Source organism: Phormidesmis sp. 146-20 (assembly GCF_052939475.1).
Genome location: NZ_JBJPHT010000013.1, coordinates 1,251 through 20,459, shown reverse-complemented (window position 1 = coordinate 20,459; position 19,209 = coordinate 1,251). Strand labels below are relative to the sequence as shown.

Sequence of the window (19,209 nt, the reverse complement as noted above, 5' to 3'; positions counted from 1 at the left end):
ACGCTCTAAGTTTCACTTCAACTTAATAGAAACGTGACATGAATTCCAAATTGAAGTATTAAAGTACACAGGGTAGAGAAGCAAATTCATTTAACATAGAGAAAATTGGCGTTGCTGGATCAGGGGATGAATTGCCCCAAAGCGGCGGGAAACCCAAGGTTCAAAGTCCCCCAATTTTGGGGGATTTAGGGGGCGAACAGATTCATCCCTCCAATCAGCAACGCCAGAAAATTTATGTTGGGCTTCTCATATTGCAGTGATTTGACAGGGGAGTGATGATAAAACGAGTTTTCCTTGCGGCAATAATTGTTCTAGGTGCGTCAGCGTTGTTGGGCTTTCCTCGGAGCGTTCACTCTATTCAAAGGTATAGTCAGTATCTACAAAGGCCTAGTCTGATCTCTGAGTGCCCCGATTTAGTTACACAGTCCAACTCTATTAGTAATGCTAAAATCATTCATCCGACTAAGGTAATGGTAAAACCCTGGCGAGGACGGCATCAGGTTTACGGCATTTTTGTTTTGCCTCCAGGGTACAATGCGACCGAATTTTTTCAGATTTCGCTAAAGGATGCGGGTTCCTATTGTGGTACGGTGTCGGGGCTGGACGACTTTATTATTGATACGGCGATCGCTCCCGATGAGCTACTGGTAGAAGAATGGAAGAACGATCGATTGGTCGTGGGCCGTCTCAGAACTCGCACTGCTTTGTGGGTCATGTCAAAGGGCAAGCAGGATCTCTTAAATCTGCCTCAAAACTGGTCTTTGCAGCTTGAGAAAGGAATTTGATTTTGGCGTTGCTGAATCAGGGGATGAACTGCCCCAAAGCGGCGGGAACTCCAAGGTTCAAAGTCCCCCATTTTTGGGGGATTTAGGGGGCGAAAAGATGGACACTTCTCACAGATTCATCCCTCCAATCAGCAACGCCTTGATTTTTAGTCGTCTAATATCAATACTCTCAATTAATGGGCATTCATTAACGTGAATTTGATGAAGTTTTCTCGCTACGGTGTTCAGCGCTTCTGCCTCCCAAGCTGCCAATTCTGAAGGGCTTTATTTTTCCTGGTGAAGTTCAGAGTCCAGACCAAATTCTGCAAGGTCTATCATCAGGCCTATAGCGCTGCGGTAAGCTGTTGTACAACGTTCGTAGCGATCGACTTATGGCCACTATCAATGACAATTACCTGAAGCTCAAAGCGGGCTACCTGTTTCCAGAGATTGCGCGACGGGTGAATGCGTTTGCAGACTCAAACCCAGATGCCAAAATTATTCGTTTGGGAATTGGAGATGTCACAGAACCGTTACCCGAAGCTTGCCGGACTGCGATGACCCAAGCGATCGGAGATATGGGCGATCGCTCCCTTTTTAAGGGCTATGGGCCTGAACAAGGCTACGCTTGGCTGCGTGAGAAAATTGCAGAACATGACTTTCGATCGCGCGGCTGTGAGATTGACGCTTCTGAGATCTTTATTTCTGATGGCTCAAAGTGCGACTCTGGCAATATTTTGGATATCTTTGGCGATGACAATACGATCGCGGTTACTGATCCAGTTTATCCAGTTTATGTTGATACCAATGTGATGGCGGGTCACACAGGCGATGCCAACGAAAAGGGTGAGTATGATGGGTTTGTCTATTTGCCGATTACCGCAGACAACAACTTTACGGCTCAGATTCCTGCTCAAAAAGTTGATCTGATTTATCTGTGTTTTCCCAACAATCCGACAGGCGCAACGGCGACTAAAGAACATCTGCAAGCGTGGGTTGATTATGCAAAAGCGCATGGATCAATCATCTTTTTTGATGCAGCTTATGAAGCCTTTATTACTGACTCTAGTTTGCCTCACTCGATTTATGAGATTGAAGGGGCGAGAGACTGTGCGATCGAGTTTCGATCGTTCTCCAAAAATGCAGGCTTTACGGGGACTCGCTGCGCTCTGACGGTGGTACCCAAAACCTTGACTGCTAAAGCCAAAGACGGCTCAGATGTAGAACTCTGGAAACTGTGGAATCGTCGTCAATCGACCAAGTTTAACGGCGTGTCTTATATTGTCCAGCGGGGAGCCGAGGCCGTCTACTCAGAGGCAGGAAAAGCGCAAATCCAGGCGCTCGTCAGCTTCTACATGGAAAACGCCAAAATCATTCGCAAACAACTGACGGCAGCAGGCTTAAAGGTTTACGGGGGAACCAATGCGCCCTATGTGTGGGTTCAGACTCCCAACGGGCTGTCAAGCTGGGACTTTTTTGATAAGTTGTTGCACAGCACAAATGTCGTCGGAACGCCTGGATCGGGCTTTGGTGCCGCAGGTGAAGGCTACTTCCGCATTTCAGCTTTTAACAGCCGCGAGAATGTCGAAGAAGCGATGAAGCGGATTTCTGATAAGTTCAAAGTTTAACTGTTCCAGTCATTTTTAGCGCGATCGAACCGCAGTGAGATCCCTGATTTCTTCAAAGAATTGGGGATCTTTGCTTGTATCAGAAAACATACAAGGTATGACTCATATTTTTTAAGTATTAGTTGAGTGTGAAATATATATTGGACATTCATGATTGAGTTGCGTATCGTAAGAGTTATCAACAGAAAACAATTCTGAGAACGCTAGAGAGAATGACTCGATCGCTCTAAAACAATGCTAAGAAACCAATGGAACGCTAACCTCTATGAAAGCAGACATGCATTCGTCTGGCAATCTGGAGAATCACTGATAGAATTGCTATCACCCCAATCTGGAGAACGAATTCTCGATTTGGGATGTGGCACCGGACAACTCACACAGCAGATCGCAACTCACGCTCAAGTTGTCGGAGTCGATCGCTCGCCCACCATGATCGAGACTGCCCAGCACAACTACCCCGACCTCAAATTTTTGGTTGCAGATGCTCAGAGTTTTCAAGTCGATCGTCCCTTTGATGCCGTCTTCTCAAACGCTGTCCTACACTGGATTTCTAACCCTGACAGTGTAATTCAAAGTGTCTACCACGCGCTGCGATCGGGCGGCCGATTTGTAGCAGAATTTGGCGGAAAAAGAAACGTACAAGCGATCGTGCGGGCACTTTATCACGCCCTGGAAACGATTCACTCAACGCCTTCTGATCACTGGTACTTTCCGAGCATTGCCGAGTACACGACTCGATTAGAGCAACACGGATTTGATGTGACCTATGCAGTGTTGTTCGATCGCCCCACTCCCTTAACGGGCGAAGATGGGTTAGCAAATTGGCTACAAATGTTTGCCAGTCGATTTTTAGAAAAGCTCTCAGATGAGGCGCGTTTGCAGGTGATTCAGTCAGTCGAGCAGGAATTGCGTCCCACCCTTTACAAGACAGACCACTGGACAGCAGACTATCGCAGGCTTCGCATCATTGCAGTCAAACGGGGGACTTTATGAACGTGAGAGTAGCAACTTCCAGCGATGTGTCATTGATTTTTGCGTTTCTAAAAAAGAAGGTTGAGTTCGATCGCAACATGGGTGCTTTTTCTGGTCATCTGCGATCGTCTGAAGAAAAAATATACAAGACGCTGTTTGGTTGTTGCCCTTTTTCCTATGTGTTGTTTGCAGAGGTTTCGGGGGTTGCGATCGGGTTTGATTTATATGGATTTCGCTACTCGTCGTTTGCAGGACAGCCGAGTATTTGGCTAGACGATTTGTATGTAGATGAAGCGATGAGAAGTCAAGGTGCAGGAGCCGCCTTAATGAATCATCTTGTACAGATTGCTCAAGAAAACCATTGCACTCATCTTGCCTGGAATGCGGATGCGAGGAACGATCGCGGACTGCAATTCTATAAACGTCTGGGCGCAACTGTCATTGAGCAAACCGGAAATCGTTGTCTCCTTAACTGGGCACCTAACCTGTCTTAAAGTCCCCCAGAATGAAGGGTTGGGGAGCAGAAGATGCTAACAGCAAAGCGAAAAGCCTTCATTGAAACCCTACACCAAAAATAAGTAGATGACTGACCCATTATCATTACCGTCAGCGTTGTTTTTAGTGAGTGCTGGTGTATTCGCAGGCGTGATGAATGGACTTGCAGGAGGCGGTGGTTTGATCGGGTTTCCAGCGTTGATCATGACAGGGATTCCTCCGATCGCGGCGAATGCAACTAATGCGGCCGCTTTGTGGTTCGGAACCGTTGCCAGCAGCGTTGCCTACCGTCGAGAATTGCCATTCCAAAAAACACAATTTTTGCTTCTCAGCGTGGTTAGCATTGTAGGTGGCGTTTGGGGTTCCTATTTGCTGCTGCATACTCCTCAAGCTGCTTTTGAATTTCTAATTCCTTACCTGATGCTGACTGCGACGGTGTTGGTTGCGATCGCTCATCCCCTCACAAAATGGCTAGAAAAACAGAGGCTAGAAAAACAAAGAAATCATTCTGCCAGAATTCAGATTCCATTGGGTGTGATTGTCTTGCTTCAGTTTGCGATCGCGGTCTATGGTGGGTTTTATGGGGGCGGGGGCGGCATTCTCATGCTGTCCGTTCTAGAACTGATGGGACTCGACACAATTCACACTATGAACGGCTGGAAAAACTGGCTGGCAACCTGCATCAATGCGGCGGCAATCATCAACTTCAGTTTGGCAGGCACGATTGTCTGGAAATCGATGGGTGTGATGGCGATCGGGGCATTGCTTGGTGGTTACAGTAGTGCTTATTTTGCGCGTCAAATTGATCCTTTACTGATTCGCTACTTTATTATCGGCGTTAGCTCTAGCATTACAGCATATTTTTTCTGGTATCACCCTGTCTATTAAACAAGATTCATCTGCTCATATCCAGACTCTTTTTACAGCGTTGAATTGGCATTAATTCACTTGTACTGATTAAACCCGTGATTTGCCAACCGAGTCTCAGCGCATTACAGTTGAGTTCAGTCTACTGTTGTCCATCTCATTTGTCCCCCAATCTGCTGAGTAGAATTGTGCAATTCGTCTCTTTTGCTGATTTATTTGATTTGTCTCAAGGAGCGCCCATGCGAGGTGGAGAGAGTATTGCATCGCTGGGCTTAATCGCTACTCTGATTGGGTCAGCGATCGTCACCTCAATTTTGGCGCGTTTGCTGCGAAACTGGTTGAGAAAGCGGATTCTTTTTAAGATGGGACTCGATGAAGGCAGTCGAGAAGCGATCGCGGCTATTATTAGCTATAGTGCTGCTGCGATCGGATTTGTGATTATCTTACAAACGGCAGGCGTTAACCTCAACTCGCTGACATTTTTGGCGGGTGGATTGGGCATCGGCTTAGGCTTTGGGCTGCAAGAATTAGCAAAAAATTTCATCAGCGGGCTGACTCTTTTATTTGAGCAACCGATTAAGGTCGGAGACTTTGTAGAGGTCGATGGACTAACCGGAACGGTGCAAAAAATTTCGATTCGCTCCACCATGATCCAGACGAATGACGGCGTTTCTGTGATCGTTCCTAATCTTAATTTCATCGTCAACAAAATCGTTAATTGGAGTCACCAAGATCCCAAATGTCGGCTTCGCATTCTAGTTGGCGTAGCTGAAGAAACGGATTTGCTGCTGGTGACAGAACTGCTGCTCAAAACAGCTTATATGGAATCGAGAGTCTTGAGTAATCCTGCGCCAGAAGTGTGGCTACAAGACTTTGGAGATGGCACGGTCTGCTTGGAGTTATTAGTGTGGATTAATCAACCAAAATTTAAAGACCCGATCGCCAGTGGGTTGAGATTTGCGATCGAATATGAGTTTCGCCAACAGGGAATTCGAGCCTTTAGTAACAGTCAGGTTTTGTCGCTTCGCCCGATTCGCTCATCTGCTACACCAAACTTTGATGAGACAGACTTTAGTGAAATGGCGACAACCCTAAATGAGCCGCTTCCTTATTATTCGCAACCGTCAACGCTGCGCCAACTGCTCAGACAAGTGAGCTATTTTGAGACCTTTACTGACCTCAATTTGCTACAGCTTATCCAACAAGGCTATCGTCAAACCTTTGATGCAAACTCAATAATTGTCCGAGAAAATGAGCCAGGAGATTCGTTTTATATCATTCTCTCAGGGTCGATCGAGGTGTTTTCTGAACGAGCCAACAAGCATTTAACAACGCTGCATGTCGGTGACTTTTTTGGTGAATTGTCTTTACTGTTGGGCATTCGTCGCACTGCAACCGTCCGCGCTTTAGAAGACACGGTACTTTTTGTAGTCAGTCAAGTCGGAATGCAAAAATTATTAGCCAATCATCGCGGGCTTGCTGACTTAATTGCTCAAAGGTTAGCCGAGCGCCAACAAGAATTGACCCAGAGACAACAGCTTCTCAAAGATTTAGATCTCCTCGATGAAGTCGATATCGAACAGAACCCGATCGTCTGGATTCGTAAACGGTTAAAAATGCTGTTTGAACTCTAGAAGCCGATCGCTTTCTCTAACTGTCACTAAACTAACGTGAATTCGATGTAGTTTTCTCGCTTCGTTATTCAGCACTTCTGCCCCCCAACCCCCCAATTTTGGGGGACTTTGAGACAATATTTCTCGTTCAAAGTCCCCTACTCGTGGGGGATTTAGGGGGCTGCCCGGATTATCAACCGTAGCGAAAGATTTCATCGAACTGCCATTAAACTAAATCTTTCTCTTTTTCGGGCGATCGCTCACTACTTTCGATCTCCTCAAGGGCGGGGGGTTTTCGTCTCGATCGCCAGTGGAATAACTCGTGTAACAACACATAAAAACAAGGAATGATGAATAGCGTCAGTAACGTGGCGAGGGATAGTCCTGAGAATACGACGATCCCCAGGGGACGCAAAAATTCGCCACCCTGACCGACACCCAACGCCAACGGAAACATCCCCAGTACGGTTGTGATAGTGGTCATAAGAACGGGACGCAATCGTTGAGGAGCCGCTTCTAGAATGGCAGTGCGTCGATCGACACCCGTGCGATCACGAATCTGATTGGCAAGTTCGACCATAATGATCGCATTGTTGACGACAATCCCAACCAATAAAACTGCGCCGACGATTACAGTAGCACCGATCGAAGTCTTGGTGACATACAATCCCAAAATTCCGCCCGCCAACGCTAAAGGAATCGTCAGCATGATCACTAAAGGATCAATCAAGGAATTGTACTGTACCGCCATGACGACAAACACCAGGAACGCTGCCAATCCGCCCAGAATGGGAAGTGAGGACTGTAGCTGTTGGTTACTTTCTGCCGCAGCACTGGGTAACACACTCACGCCTTGAGGCAAGTTAACAGATCGAAGCACCTGATTAACTTGAGCCAGCGCTTCTCCTAAACTGGCATTTTCGGTGAGGTTTCCGGCGATCGCAAATACCTGTCTCTGATTAATGCGTTGTACCTGTCCGGGAGCTTGTCCTTCTTGAATGCTCGCAACATCTGAGAGCCGAATCTGACGATTGTTTTCAGTGAATAGTGGCAGCCGTTCTAGTTGAGCAGGACTGCGAATGGAGTCTTGATCCAACTGCACTCGCACATCAACCAAACGGTTTCCTCGCTGCAATTGTGTGGGGACTGTTCCAGTAATCGCTGTTTGAATCGTATCCCCAATGTCTTGAGTGTTTAAACCTAGAGCCGTTAAGCGTTCTGAATCTGGGATGATTTGTACTTCTGGCTGACGTTGATCCGCGTCGGGTCGAAAACTTGCCAAAGTCGCCTGTTGTTCCAAAGCTTGCAAAACCTGCCGCCCAGCTTGGTTCAGAGTTCGCTCGTCTTCTCCTTGCAGCAGCACATCAATTTCTGCCCCTCTAACAGGTGAGTTACTCAAAATCACCCCGCGCACCTGACCTGGACTCAACCGCAGCCGAATGTCCACCAGATTTAATCGATTCAACTCGCGGGTGACTTTTGCTACATAAGCAGCGACATCTGTCCCCGGTTTGAGCGTGATCGTACTGGAACTTCGCAACGGATTTTCACTGGTATTGCTGCCAAATAGAAAGCCGCCAATCGTCGAGAAAACGTACTCTGTTTCCGGTTGAGCGCGCAGAATTTTGTCCGTCGCTTTCATGACTTTACGATTGGTTTCAAGCGGCGTACCGGGCGGAAATTGAGCAATCAGATTGGCTTGTCCGGTGTTGATGCGGGGCAGAATTTCTTGAGGAATCTGGCCCACCATCCAAAAACTGCTGCCGCCCAAAATCAGGACTGTCAAACCGATAACTAGCCAGCGCGATCGTAGCGCTCGATGCAGCAGCCCACCATAGCCGCGTGTCGCATCTTCAAACCGCCGATTAAACTGCCTTAACAGCCAAAACTCTCCCACCCGACTCGACCAGCGAATGGCCAACAATCGAGAAGTCAACATGGGCACAACGGTTACAGCAATGAGAATCGAAGCGGCCACAGAAAAGCTAATGGTTAAAATCAATTCGTTGAACAGTAGCGCGATGAATCCGCCGATTAGCAGAAATGGCAAAACTGCAACAAGGTTGGTACTGGTCGAAGCAATTAATGCAGACTCCACTTCTCGGCTACTTTGAGCCGCCTGCTGAATCAATTGCCGAGAGGTGAGCCGCGTCCGCGTGTCTTTTCCGGGTGTCATGCCCGCCCCTTCTGCAATGTTTTCGAGCATGACGATCGAGTTGTCTACAACAATCCCAACGCCTAGCGCCAGTCCCCCTAAACTAAAAATATTCAGCGATAAACCAAATAATCCCATCATGATGATTGCTGCCAACGTCGCTAAGGGAATCGCTAAAACGATAATAAACGTTTGGCGAAGCGAACCCAAAAATAATAGAACGGCGATCGCGGCTAATCCTGCCCCAATTAATCCAGAAGTCGCCACGTTGGAAATGGCATCGCGAATGAAAACAGATTCATCCAGCGTTGAGGTCAACGTCACATCTTCAGGAATCAGCCGAGACTGACGCAGTTCTTCGATCCGTTTCTTGACTCCTTCAACCACCTCGATCGTATTCGCTTCTGGCTGCTTCTGAACGCTAATTTTGACGGCTGGCGACCCATTTAATGACGCAAAAACTCGCTGTTCTGCTGTCCCGTCGATCACCTCTGCAAAGTCTCTTAGATAGACGCGGCGATCGTTGGTTTGAGTATTACTTTGAGTATTCGCTTGAGCGTTGGTTGAATCGGAGGCCTGAGTACCGCTAGAATTGCCGACCGCAAAGGAGAGATTTTCAAGCTGTTGAGCGTTTTGAAATCGCCCGATTGTACGAGTCAAGGGTTCAGAGTTACTGCCCAAAATCCGCCCGCCTGAGATGTCTTGATTGGTGTCTGTCAGTTCGTTCAGCACGTCAGTTAGCCCAACGCCTTGAGCCTGAAGGCGATCGAGATCTACCTTGACCCGCACTTCTTCCTCAATGCCACCCGACACATCTACCGCCGCCACACCCGCAACTACGCCCAATTCACGCGCCAATTCTTCGTCAGCAAACACGCGCAAATCCACGTCTCGTAGAGATTCAGAAGTCAGCGCTAACTCATAAACAGGAAGCTGGGAGGGGTCTACTTTGAATAGCGTCGGGTCTTCGATCGTATCCGGCAATCTGCCTCTGGCTCGGTTAAAAGCTGCCGTTGCATCATTTAATGCCTGGTCAATATTTCCACCCGGTCGAAAAAACAAATCGACGCTGACTTGCCCTTCTCGCGTTTGAGAATAGACCTGCACCACGCCCTCTGTCGCCGAAAGCGCTTCCTCTAAAGGCTTCGTCACTTCATCAACAGCAACTTCGGGAGAAATCCCCGGCGCGTTGACTCTCACCCCAATTCGCGGATAAGTAATCGAAGGCAACAGATCAACCTGAAGCGTCGAAATAAAGAAGAACCCCATCACAATCACTGCCAATGTCAGCATCAGGGTGCCAATATGTTGACGAATTGCAATGCCACTAAGACTAAAGCCCGATTGAGGGGTCTGCATTATGATCGCTCCTGCTCAGAAATTACACTCGTTCGCACTACTTGACCATCTTTGAGCGGCTGACTGCTCCGAGCCACAAACGTCTCTCCAGGCTTGAGTCCCGACAGAATTTCAACCTGTCCGTTGGTGCGTTTGCCCAGTTTGACCGATCGCGCCACCACTTGTGAACGATCGCCTTCTTTTTGGATTGTAAATAGGGTTGCAGTGGTGCTTTTTTCTGGTTCCTCTTTTTGTCCTTCTGCTGTTTGCACTGCGGTTTGAGGAACGACGACGCGCTGGGTTTCAGACTGTGAAAAATCGACTCGCGCCAGTAATCCACTTCCGATTCTTGACCCTGTGTTGGGAATGGTCACTTCGATGGGAATCAGTCGCGCCGTTGCGTCAGCGTCCGGAGAAATGCGGGTGACTCTGCCGACAAACTCCTGATTGGGAATGGCATCTAGCCGCACCTGTACAGGCTGCCCAACTCGAATATTTCCCAGTTCTAACTCTGACACCTGAACCGCAATTTTGACCTGGCTGAAATCTCCTACCCTCAAAATCTCAGTTCCCGCTTGAGCAAGATTTCCTGGCTCTGTCACTCGCTGTAAAACCGACCCGGTAACGGGAGAAGTTAGCGTGGTGTAAGACTGGCGTTCGGCTTCTTGATTGACAGCGGCTTGTTGGGCTGCCACCCTTTTTTGAGCCGTGGCCACCGATCGCTCTCTGGCCCCGATTTGCGCCTGAGCCGATCGTAGTGCCTGGAGTGCGGTGCGGGCTTCGGTTTGCGCCTGTTCTGCTTCTTGAGTGGGAATGGCTCCTTCTCGCGCTAATCTGCTGGCACGGGCTGCATCTGCCTGGGCTTGTTGAAGTTCTGCCTGGGCGCTTCCGGCTTGAGTCCGAGCTTCGATTACGTCTGCGAGGGCCCGATCGACTTCTGATTCTTGGGCGGCTAATTCTGCTTCGGCTTGACGCACGGCAGATCTTAGTAATGCATCATCCAATCGTCCCAGGGTTTGACCTTGCCGCACGCGATCGCCCACATCGGCATTCAGGCTGAGAAGCTGGCCTTCGACCTGCGATCGTACTGAGACTTCTCGAATGGGTTTGGTCGTTCCGGTATATTCCAGTCGTTTTTGTAGCGAATCAGAACGAGCGATCGCGACATCGACAGCCGTTGCTTTTTCGCCCGCAGGTCGGGCCTGTGTTTCTGCCTCCGCTCTAGGAAAACCGTTACAGCCTGCCAAACCCAACAGCATCACGAGAATAATCGGAACCGGAGGAGCTAATTTCTGCGATCGAGTAGTCTGGCTCATAGGGAAGCTCCCAGTTCTCACAAATGAGATGGCTCTTTATAAAACTTCACTCACAGAGTAAGGTGTAATCATTAGCACTTCAATCTGTAATAAGGCAGAGATCAAAGAAGCCGTTAGGATCGTGGATTAAATAACTCCGAAATTTCACCCTCACCCTAGCCCTCTCCCCAAGGAGCTGCCGTGTACACACAAGTCGATCGATCTGTCATTGCTGAGATCTTTCGCCCCCTAAATCCCCCAAAAATGGGGGACTTTGAGCCGTTGTCCTGGCTTTGAACTTTGGAAATCTTTCCTTTGTCAAAGTCCCCCATTCTGGGGGATTTAGGGGGCTGAAGCCGCCTGAAACGAGGGAGAAGGGTTGGCGAGGGCTTCGCCCCACTTCGTGAGGAGGGCGATCCGAGACTCTACAATTGTCGAAGTTATTTAATTCTCATTCCTTAGTGATGATTCTGGCGTGTTTTTGAACGTAGGAAAGTTTTGTCGTCGTGTTGAAGAAACGAATCGCTAAATGAAGCGATCGACCAAAAGAAACTAACGTCATTCTGAATCACACCAGCATCATCACTTGTGTATCAGACCTCTATCAGAATGCGTTTTATACGAATTAACTTTTTACTCCACCATCATTCATCTAAACTCATCTGAATTCGATAAGATACTTGGCTGCAACGATCGATTCAGAGACATCTCTCAATAGAGAACGATGAACAGAGTCTTGTCCAAAAGTTCCCCAAAATTGGCAGCTTGGGAGGCAGCAGATCTCACCAACAAAGCGAAGTTTTTAATCAAATTGATGTTAACTCCAGGGTAGCCATCGCCCGCACGAATTGATAAGAAAATGGGTTTAACCCAATCTTTAATCAGATTTAACCTGCTAAGTTCCTGATTTGTTTATTGTTTTGATGGTTAGATTCATTCAATCTCTATTTAATGTTGAATGTTGTAGGTGATAAAAATCGTTTGCGTTGTCTTTTCAAAACAGGAGTCAATTAGCCGCAGTCTACTTTATCTTCAAAATTTGGTTTGCACTTCAGGAAGCCTGAACAGATTTTCTAACCCAACCTGAGTTGCTAAAACTGCGGTATTCGATAACTTTATGCGATCGTTCGGAGCCTCTCAATCATCCCCCTGTATTCTAGTTGTCGAAGATGAAGCCGTTATTCGGGAAACGATCGCGACTGCTCTACGAGAAGAGGGCTATCAAGTGATCACCGCTGAAGACGGTCGTCAGGCGCTTGATTTGGTGATCAGTGCTGCGACGCGAGAAGATGGATCTAGCGCGATCGACCTGATCATTCTCGATCTGATGTTGCCCTACGTGAATGGGCTGGATGTTTGCCGTATTCTTCGCCAACAGGGAAACCTCACCCCAATTCTCATTCTCAGTGCGCGAGGAACCGAAATGGATGTGGTCGTCGGGCTAGAAATTGGAGCCGATGATTATCTCGCCAAACCGTTTGGACTGCGGGAATTAATTGCGCGTTGTCGAGTGTTGTTGCGGCGATCGTCGCGCACTCAATCCATTGCGTCAGAACAGTCAACGCTTCAGTTTCAAGACATCACCCTCTATCTACAAGAATACAAAGTGACGGTGCGAGATCAACAGGTCAATCTGTCGCCCAAAGAGTACACGCTGCTAGAGTTATTCATGCAAAATCCGCGCCGAGTTTTTTCACGCGATCAGCTTTTAGAGCGAGTCTGGGGTCTGCAATCGATGAGCGATCCTAAAACGGTAGATGTACACATTCGCTGGCTCAGAGAGAAGCTAGAAATTGATCCGAGTTCTCCTCAATACATCATCACTGTGCGCGGATTTGGCTATCGGTTGGGCTAAACGCTTCAGGTGCCTTTTGCTGATCAGTCATTGCTGCATGATCAATTTGGCTCATTGACAACCTGCCCATCTTCAAATTCGATTCCTTGATTATGACCTGCCAGAACAAGCGCTCTTCGGGAAGGACTACCCAAAAGGTGTGAACTCCGATCTGTCACGAATCCGTTGACTTCTCTACAATGGCTGTATCAAGTTAGAACGTTATAGGTAGAGGGGGACGCGATGCAGCCAACCAACCCCAATCAATTTACAGAGAAAGCCTGGGAAGCGATCGTTCGCACCCCGGAAATCGTCAAAGAAGCCAATCAGCAGCAAATCGAAACCGAACACTTAATGAAGGCACTGCTGGAGCAAGATGGGCTTGCCACGAGCGTGTTTAACAAGTTGGGAATCAAGGTGCAGCAACTGCGCGATCGGGCGGACGAATTCATCAAAAAGCAGCCAAAAATCTCTGGGAGCGGCAGTTCTGTTTATCTCGGTCGCAGTATGGATGTGCTGCTCGATCGGGCAGAAGACTCGCGCAAACAGTTTGAGGATGATTTTATTTCTATCGAACACCTGCTGCTGGCCTACGCCAAAGATGATCGCTTTGGGAAGGTTCTGTTTTCAGAATTCAAATTAGACGACACTAAACTAAGAGATGCGATCGTCCAAATTAGAGGAAGTCAAAAGGTGACGGATCAAAACCCCGAAGGCAAGTACGAATCTTTAGAGAAATACGGACGCGATCTGACTCAGTATGCGCGAGAAGGCAAACTCGACCCGGTGATTGGGCGCGATGATGAGATTCGCCGTACTATCCAGATTCTGTCGCGTCGGACAAAAAACAATCCCGTTCTGATTGGTGAACCTGGAGTTGGGAAGACGGCGATCGCCGAAGGTTTAGCTCAACGAATCATCAAGGAAGATGTCCCTCAATCTCTCAAGGGCCGTAGATTAATCACGCTGGACATGGGTTCTCTAATCGCGGGCGCAAAGTATCGTGGTGAATTTGAGGAGCGATTGAAAGCAGTTCTCAAAGAAGTACTCGACTCTGATGGACAGATCATTCTCTTTATCGACGAGATTCATACTGTCGTTGGCGCAGGTGCTACACAGGGCGCAATGGATGCCGGAAACCTTTTGAAGCCGATGTTGGCCAGAGGTGAACTGCGCTGCATCGGGGCGACGACCTTGGACGAGTATCGCAAGTACATTGAGAAAGACGCGGCGCTAGAACGTCGGTTTCAGCAGGTTTATATTGATCAGCCTAGTGTCGAAGATACAATCTCGATTTTGCGCGGCTTAAAAGGTCGCTATGAAGTTCATCACGGGGTCACAATTTCTGACTCTGCACTGGTGGCGGCGGCGACGCTTTCGACTCGGTATATTAGCGATCGCTTCCTTCCCGATAAGGCAATCGATCTGGTTGATGAAGCTGCTGCCAAACTGAACATTGGAAAGACTTCTAAACCCGACGAATTGGATGAAGTCAATCGCAAGATTATTCAACTGGAGATGGAGGGACTGTCGCTGCAAAAAGAGACTGATCGAGCATCTCTAGAACGACTGGATCGCATCGAACGAGAACTCGCTGACTTCAAAGAAGAGCAAAGCCGTTTTAACGCTCAATGGCAAGCCGAACAGGGCGTAAGCGACAAACTACAGGAGTTGAAGGCAGAAATCGATCGCGTCGATACTGAAATTCAGCAAGCCGAGCGCGACTACGATTTGAACCGAGCGGCCGAGTTGAAATATGGCACTCTGACCAGTCTCAATCGCCAGCTTCAAGAAATTGAAGACCAACTCGCCCAAACCCAAAAGAGCGGTAAATCACTGCTGCGGAACGAAGTCACCGAATCCGATATTGCAGAAATCATTTCCAAGTGGACGGGCATTCCGCTTAGTAAACTGGTCGAGTCAGAAATGCAAAAGCTGTTGACCTTAGAAGACGAACTGCATCATCGCGTGATCGGTCAAGACGAAGCGGTGACAGCGGTGGCGGATGCGATTCAGCGATCGCGGGCCGGTCTTGCTGACCCCAACAAACCCACGGCCAGCTTTATCTTCTTAGGCCCAACTGGTGTAGGCAAAACTGAACTTGCCAAAGCGCTCGCCGCTTACCTGTTTGACACCGAAGAGGCAATGGTACGCATCGACATGTCCGAATATATGGAGAAACACGCCGTCTCGCGTCTCATCGGTGCGCCTCCTGGATACGTTGGCTATGAAGAAGGCGGACAGTTGACCGAAGCCGTTCGTCGTCGTCCTTACTCGGTGATTTTGTTTGACGAAATTGAGAAAGCGCATCCTGACGTATTCAATGTGATGCTACAAATTCTCGACGATGGGCGCGTCACCGACTCACAAGGTCGAACCGTGGACTTTAAAAACGCGATCATCATCATGACCAGCAACATCGGGTCGCAGTACATTCTGGATCTAGCGGGAGACGACGATCGCTACGAAGAAATGCGCTCACGAGTCATGGAGGCGATGCGATCGAGCTTCCGTCCAGAGTTCTTGAATCGGATTGACGAAATCATCATCTTTCACAGTCTCCAAAAATCAGAACTGCGCGAGATTGTCAAAATTCAGGCGCTGCGATTGTCTGAGCGGTTGAGCGATCGTAAGATGTCTCTCAAACTATCGGATGCGGCCCTCGACTTTTTGGCGGATGTGGGTTACGACCCGGTATTTGGGGCCCGTCCACTCAAGCGAGCCATTCAGCGAGAATTGGAAACGCCGATCGCGAAGTCAATCCTACGCGGTGAATTTAGCGAAGGGGACACAATTTTCGTCGATGTCGGTGAAACTGAGCGGTTGGAGTTCCGCCGCTTGCCTTCTGAAGTGCTAACCACTCAATAAACCAAAGACCGAAAATCAAAGCTAAGAACTGGGGTGGGCATCGTTCCGCCCCTTTTTATTTCAAGTTGAAAGGTTAGCTAACTAACCATGCCGATCGAGAGGCTTTAAACGTACTCTGGATTGCAGTCGGCAAAGTTGATACACTCGCTGTCTAGAAACCCAGCTATTGCCATTTTTAATACCATCTCAATCGGATATCCTGTTTCAGCAGCATGAGCTAACAGCGATCGCTGAATTCGGTCTGGAAACGCAGCCAGCATCATTTTGGCGGCAACGGGGCTGAGGTGTTCGCTCGTCTGTTCTGGTGATGAGGAAGCGATATTTTGCATTAGTCCCTCGCTGGATATCTGGACATATAGGTTTTATCGTGTGGTAACTGATTGGTCAGTGTCTAGGTTTAGTACCAGTGCGAGTCCTTGACCGATCGATCGCATTGTCAGATCATCCACAAAACCCAGTTGCCGAATTAACCGTTGTTGTGAAACCGATCGTACTTGGAAGGTGTCGGCAGCAGAAGCTTTGGTTAGTTGGTTTTCGGGAGAGGGCGTGAGGCAAACCATCCAAGGAACTTCAGAGAAGGCTTCGTTCCAACCTGTGATGGGAACAACGACTTTTAGCCGCAGGGTGCCGATAGCATCGTTATTTACGATAATGGCAGGACGGATCTTACTGATTTCGTCACCAAGAGTTGGGTTGGCATTGTAGAGCCAGATTTCGCCTCTACGCATAGTTTTGATAGTCCTGGATGTCTTCAGGATCTTCGTCTGTCCATTGTGTGAGTTCGCTGCTTTCTTCGTAGAAAGGTTTCATCCGTTCGGCAATTTGAACTAGATTGAGTTTGGCGGGAGTCGTTTTTGAAGCCATATTTTGACGCAGAAGACGGGAAGCGACTTCGATGACTTCTAAAGTTTCTTCTGGAGTGAGATGTTGCAGTGCTTTGAGGACTTCAGCTTTGCTCATAAGGCAGATAAATTATCGCAATGGCGCTGCTTCATTTTATCTTGTCCGATTTTGTAGTTTGAGTCGGTTCTTTGGTCTCATCGGATTTGAGGGGTAGCTTACGATCGCCCTTCTCTTTTGAGTCTTGACCTTTCGGCGAGGAAACGGCTTTCCAAAAACCATCTAAGGTTCCTTGAAAGGTGGTGTTATCAATGATGCCTGTGGTTCTCAGGATGAAGATGAAGCCTACAACGAAGGCAATGAGAGTCGCCGTCACAGTCACAAGTAGATTCAATCCAGGAGTGTAGTGGGCGATCGCGACAAAAATCGCGGCGACGACTCCTAAAATAACGAGCATTAAGACACTGGTTGGGACGAGACCGGGACGCTGCGGAGATGGAGGGAGAGGACGGAGGGGACGATCGAGGCGAGTTTTGCGACTGCGATCGAGGCGATCGTCGAGGGTGTCTTGGCGTTGGGAGTGAGATTCTACGCCTTCGAGGAGGTTGCGGAGGTTGTAGGTTCCTTTGAGGCGGGGGAGAGAGGCTTCTTGTGTGCCTTGGCGTTCGAGGTCGCAGAGGTAGGTGTAATCGACAGGCACTTCTCGTCCGGTGGGGTGGTCGTTGACGACTTCTCGAATCACCAGGAATTCTTGGACGGCAAGGTTGGTGTGGAGTTTGGTGAAGTCGGCGCGGATAGTGGTGAGGAGCGAACTGGCGCGGGAGCCTTGGGCTTTGATGCTGATGATGTTGTCTTCTTCGTCGGCGCGGACGAGGGCTTTACTGTGGTCGAGGGTGAGAACGACTCCACTTCGCCAGCGCATGGTTTTGTAAATTAGGGTGTGGTTGCGGACGATGAAGCGGGAGATGATGCTGCTGGGGAGAATGTCGTAGTGATATTGGAAGTGGAGCGGGGCGGTTTCGTAGCTGTCTACGTCGGGTTCGTCGATCGGTAATAGATCAGAGATGAGGTAGCGATCGCCGTTGTAGCTGTCGAGGGGAAAGCAGAGTTCAAACTTCTCCATCAGTCCCATGAGGAAGGGGCGTTTGTTTTGGGGATAGCGATCGGGTTGTTTGAGGATGGTGCTGAGGTCGAGGAGGGCGAGGATGCCTTTTTTGTTGACCATCAGATCATGGTTGTTGAGGATGTCGTATACGCCGCTGGTGACCCATTCGGGGTTGAGGACGTTGGTTTCGTTGAGGCGGGGGTCTTTGCGGTAGTTGAGGACGATGCCGAGATCGTGGAGGACTTCGACGAGGATTTCCTGGTCTTGGGGGGTGGTGATTTCGGCTTGGGTGCAGAGGGTTTGATATCTCTCATAGGAGATGAAGTCGTAGCTGGTTCGCATTTGTTCGAGGTCGGTTTTGATGTCAAACCAGGCTTGGGGGAAGAGGTCGCGGATGTGGGGGATTTGGTCGATCTGGTTGGTAATGGCTTGCCAGAGTTGGTCGATGCCGTCGCCTGTTTTGCAGGAGGTGGAGAGGACTTGTTTGATTTGGGGGTATTTCTTTTTGAGGGTGCGAGTTTTGAGTTCCAGGGGGTGTTCGTCTGAGCAGTTGCCGATGATGATCACGGGGGAGTTGCCGCCGTAGGTTTCGATGAGCTTGAGCCAGTATTCGACGCGGTTTTGCGGTTCATTTTTGCGGTTGTCGAGGACGAGGAGATAGAGGCTGCGTCTGGTGAGGAAGAATTGGTGGGTGCTGTGCATGACGCGCTGCCCGCCAAAGTCCCAGAGGTTTAGCTGGATGGTTTGGTCGCCGTTGGGCAGTGGACAGGGTTGGATGTTGATGCCTGGGGTTTTGGCTTCGTTGGGGTTGAAGGTGTTGTGGGTGAGCCGTTTGAGGAGTGAGGTTTTGCCGACATCGCCTTCGCCTACAAGGAGAACTTTTAATTCGTTCAGAGGACGTTTATTGGCGGATTGAGTAACAGATTTGAGGTAGGCGAAGATTATCTGTGGTTCACCGTCGTCCAATATTGTTTTCCCCCAGCCTTTGCGAATAATTTCAGGCGGCAGATTCTGGATGGGGTTATCTTCTAGGACAAGTCTTTTGAGATTGGACAGTTGAGCGATCGCGTCCGGGATAACGGTGATTTGATTGCGAGAGAGGACAAGCGCTGTGAGATTGGACAGTTGAGCGATCGCGTCCGGGATAACGGTGATTTGATTGTTAGAGAGATAAAGCTCTGTGAGATTGGACAGATGAGCGATCGCGTCTGGGATAACGGTGATTTGGTTACTATTGAGGACAAGCGCTGTGAGATTGGGCAATTGAGTAATCGCGTCCGGGATAACGGTGATTTGATTGTCAGAGAGATAAAGCGCTGTGAGATTGGACAGATGAGCGATCGCGTTTGGGATAACGGTGATTTGGTTGCTATTAAGGCGAAGCGCTGTGAGATTGGACAGTTGAGCGATCGCGTCCGGGATAACGGTGATTTGA

Annotated in this window: 14 protein-coding genes; 8 read left to right on the top strand and 6 right to left on the bottom strand. The window is 48.8% G+C overall.

The window, feature by feature from the left end; genetic code table 11:
- Positions 1-470 precede the first annotated feature (470 nt).
- The 6 genes from ACKFKH_RS12765 (at position 471) to ACKFKH_RS12740 (ending at position 6,360) form a co-directional block, all read left to right on the top strand.
- A complete protein-coding gene (locus ACKFKH_RS12765) occupies positions 471-785 on the top strand; it encodes a hypothetical protein (protein WP_446858681.1) in 315 nt (104 codons plus the stop codon).
- Between the two features lie 371 nt (positions 786-1,156).
- Positions 1,157-2,392 carry an LL-diaminopimelate aminotransferase gene (locus ACKFKH_RS12760; protein ID WP_446858680.1) on the top strand — a complete coding sequence of 412 codons (1,236 nt, stop codon included), beginning with the start codon at positions 1,157-1,159 and terminating at the stop codon, positions 2,390-2,392.
- Between the two features lie 234 nt (positions 2,393-2,626).
- Complete coding sequence (locus ACKFKH_RS12755) at positions 2,627-3,385, top strand: class I SAM-dependent methyltransferase (RefSeq protein ID WP_446858679.1); 759 nt, start codon at positions 2,627-2,629, stop codon at positions 3,383-3,385.
- On the top strand, positions 3,382-3,858 hold the full coding sequence (locus tag ACKFKH_RS12750; RefSeq protein ID WP_446858678.1) for an N-acetyltransferase family protein: 477 nt from the start codon (positions 3,382-3,384) through the stop codon (positions 3,856-3,858). Before ACKFKH_RS12755 ends, ACKFKH_RS12750 begins: the two co-directional genes overlap by 4 nt.
- Before the next feature lie 88 nt (positions 3,859-3,946).
- Positions 3,947-4,747, top strand: a complete 801-nt coding sequence (locus tag ACKFKH_RS12745) for a sulfite exporter TauE/SafE family protein (protein ID WP_446858677.1) — start codon at positions 3,947-3,949, stop codon at positions 4,745-4,747.
- Positions 4,748-4,914: 167 nt separating this feature from the next.
- The gene (locus tag ACKFKH_RS12740) at positions 4,915-6,360 is read left to right on the top strand and encodes a mechanosensitive ion channel domain-containing protein (RefSeq protein WP_446858676.1); all 1,446 of its coding nucleotides are present in this window, start codon (positions 4,915-4,917) and stop codon (positions 6,358-6,360) included.
- Between the two features lie 205 nt (positions 6,361-6,565).
- Here ACKFKH_RS12740 and ACKFKH_RS12735 read toward each other — a convergent pair whose 3' ends face one another.
- Both ACKFKH_RS12735 and ACKFKH_RS12730 read right to left on the bottom strand, forming a co-directional pair.
- Complete coding sequence (locus tag ACKFKH_RS12735) at positions 6,566-9,853, bottom strand: efflux RND transporter permease subunit (RefSeq protein ID WP_446858675.1); 3,288 nt, start codon at positions 9,851-9,853, stop codon at positions 6,566-6,568.
- On the bottom strand, positions 9,853-11,148 hold the full coding sequence (locus ACKFKH_RS12730; protein ID WP_446858674.1) for an efflux RND transporter periplasmic adaptor subunit: 1,296 nt from the start codon (positions 11,146-11,148) through the stop codon (positions 9,853-9,855). The genes ACKFKH_RS12735 and ACKFKH_RS12730 overlap by 1 nt, the downstream gene beginning before the upstream one ends.
- Before the next feature lie 1,096 nt (positions 11,149-12,244).
- On the opposite strand from ACKFKH_RS12730, the gene ACKFKH_RS12725 reads away from it, so the two are divergent.
- Positions 12,245-12,982, top strand: a complete 738-nt coding sequence (locus ACKFKH_RS12725; RefSeq protein ID WP_446858673.1) for a response regulator transcription factor — start codon at positions 12,245-12,247, stop codon at positions 12,980-12,982.
- Between the two features lie 222 nt (positions 12,983-13,204).
- Positions 13,205-15,829: an ATP-dependent chaperone ClpB gene (clpB, locus tag ACKFKH_RS12720; protein WP_446858672.1), complete on the top strand. Its 2,625-nt coding sequence runs from the start codon at positions 13,205-13,207 to the stop codon at positions 15,827-15,829.
- A gap of 104 nt (positions 15,830-15,933) precedes the next feature.
- Here the strand turns inward: clpB and ACKFKH_RS12715 are convergent, their stop codons facing one another.
- The 4 genes from ACKFKH_RS12715 to ACKFKH_RS12700 form a co-directional block, all read right to left on the bottom strand.
- On the bottom strand, positions 15,934-16,158 hold the full coding sequence (locus tag ACKFKH_RS12715; protein WP_446858671.1) for a hypothetical protein: 225 nt from the start codon (positions 16,156-16,158) through the stop codon (positions 15,934-15,936).
- A 33-nt stretch (positions 16,159-16,191) separates the two neighbouring features.
- On the bottom strand, positions 16,192-16,557 hold the full coding sequence (locus tag ACKFKH_RS12710; RefSeq protein WP_446858670.1) for a type II toxin-antitoxin system PemK/MazF family toxin: 366 nt from the start codon (positions 16,555-16,557) through the stop codon (positions 16,192-16,194).
- Positions 16,550-16,789, bottom strand: coding sequence for a hypothetical protein (locus ACKFKH_RS12705; protein ID WP_446858669.1), 240 nt, complete (start codon positions 16,787-16,789; stop codon positions 16,550-16,552). Before ACKFKH_RS12705 ends, ACKFKH_RS12710 begins: the two co-directional genes overlap by 8 nt.
- A gap of 31 nt (positions 16,790-16,820) precedes the next feature.
- On the bottom strand, positions 16,821-19,209 hold a 2,389-nt coding region (locus ACKFKH_RS12700), incomplete at its 5' end, for a leucine-rich repeat protein (protein WP_446858668.1).